The following is a 668-nucleotide window of genomic DNA, read 5'->3' as shown; positions in this document are numbered from 1 at the left end:
GCTTACCTTGTAGCGCCTCGATTGGCTGAGGCATAGTCAACGCGGTGATGGCGCCTAACTGTTGCGCCGCTAAATAAAACAGTACTGTTTCAACTTGGTTCTTCCCTACCAGAGTCACCACATCATCACGCGTACCACCTTGCTGCAAGAGCGATTGCGCGTATTGAGTAACACGAAGCGAGAGCTGTTGCCAATTCAATGTTTCTTGAGGTGTTGCGAGTGCAATAGAAAAAGGGCTCGTTTGAGCCCAATACTTCCAAGGTGGAATCGCACTATGTTCTGTAGAGAATGGCTCTATGCTGAATGCCACACTAACTCCTGCTCAGACAAAGGAAGCACAGGAAGTTCGCACTTTGGCCAACCTTGCTCTAGCTGCGCTTTGAACAACCCGATAGTGTCCAAACCAGGAACTTCATCAGGCAACTGCCATTGCGCCAAACGTGCTAATTGGTTCAAGCCAAGGCTCGACTCGATGCTTGAGCTGATCACCGCTTTCATTCCTAACGCTTTTGCTTTTTCGATCAATTTAATGCAGAAGTCGACGGAGCCGATTAATGTCGGTTTGATAATGATCGCTTTCACGCCTGTCAGATCTTCAAGGCTAAAGTCTTCTCGACGAACGGCATCTTGCAGCGTTTCATCCCAAGCAATCGCGATACCAGTATTAA

The 668-nt window shown here is 48.2% G+C and carries 1 protein-coding gene and 1 pseudogene; both read right to left on the bottom strand.

All coding sequences use genetic code 11. The features are described from left to right. Positions 1-310: AMP-binding protein (locus R8O11_RS28245; protein ID WP_318195002.1), on the bottom strand; the 310-nt coding region annotated here is incomplete at its 3' end. Continuing rightward, positions 295-668: pseudogene (locus R8O11_RS28240) on the bottom strand (o-succinylbenzoate synthase); the annotation flags it as partial. The gene R8O11_RS28245 and the pseudogene R8O11_RS28240, both read right to left, overlap by 16 nt.

The organism is Vibrio sp. 1288 (assembly GCF_033344475.1).
This window is presented reverse-complemented; position numbering and strand designations above follow the sequence as displayed.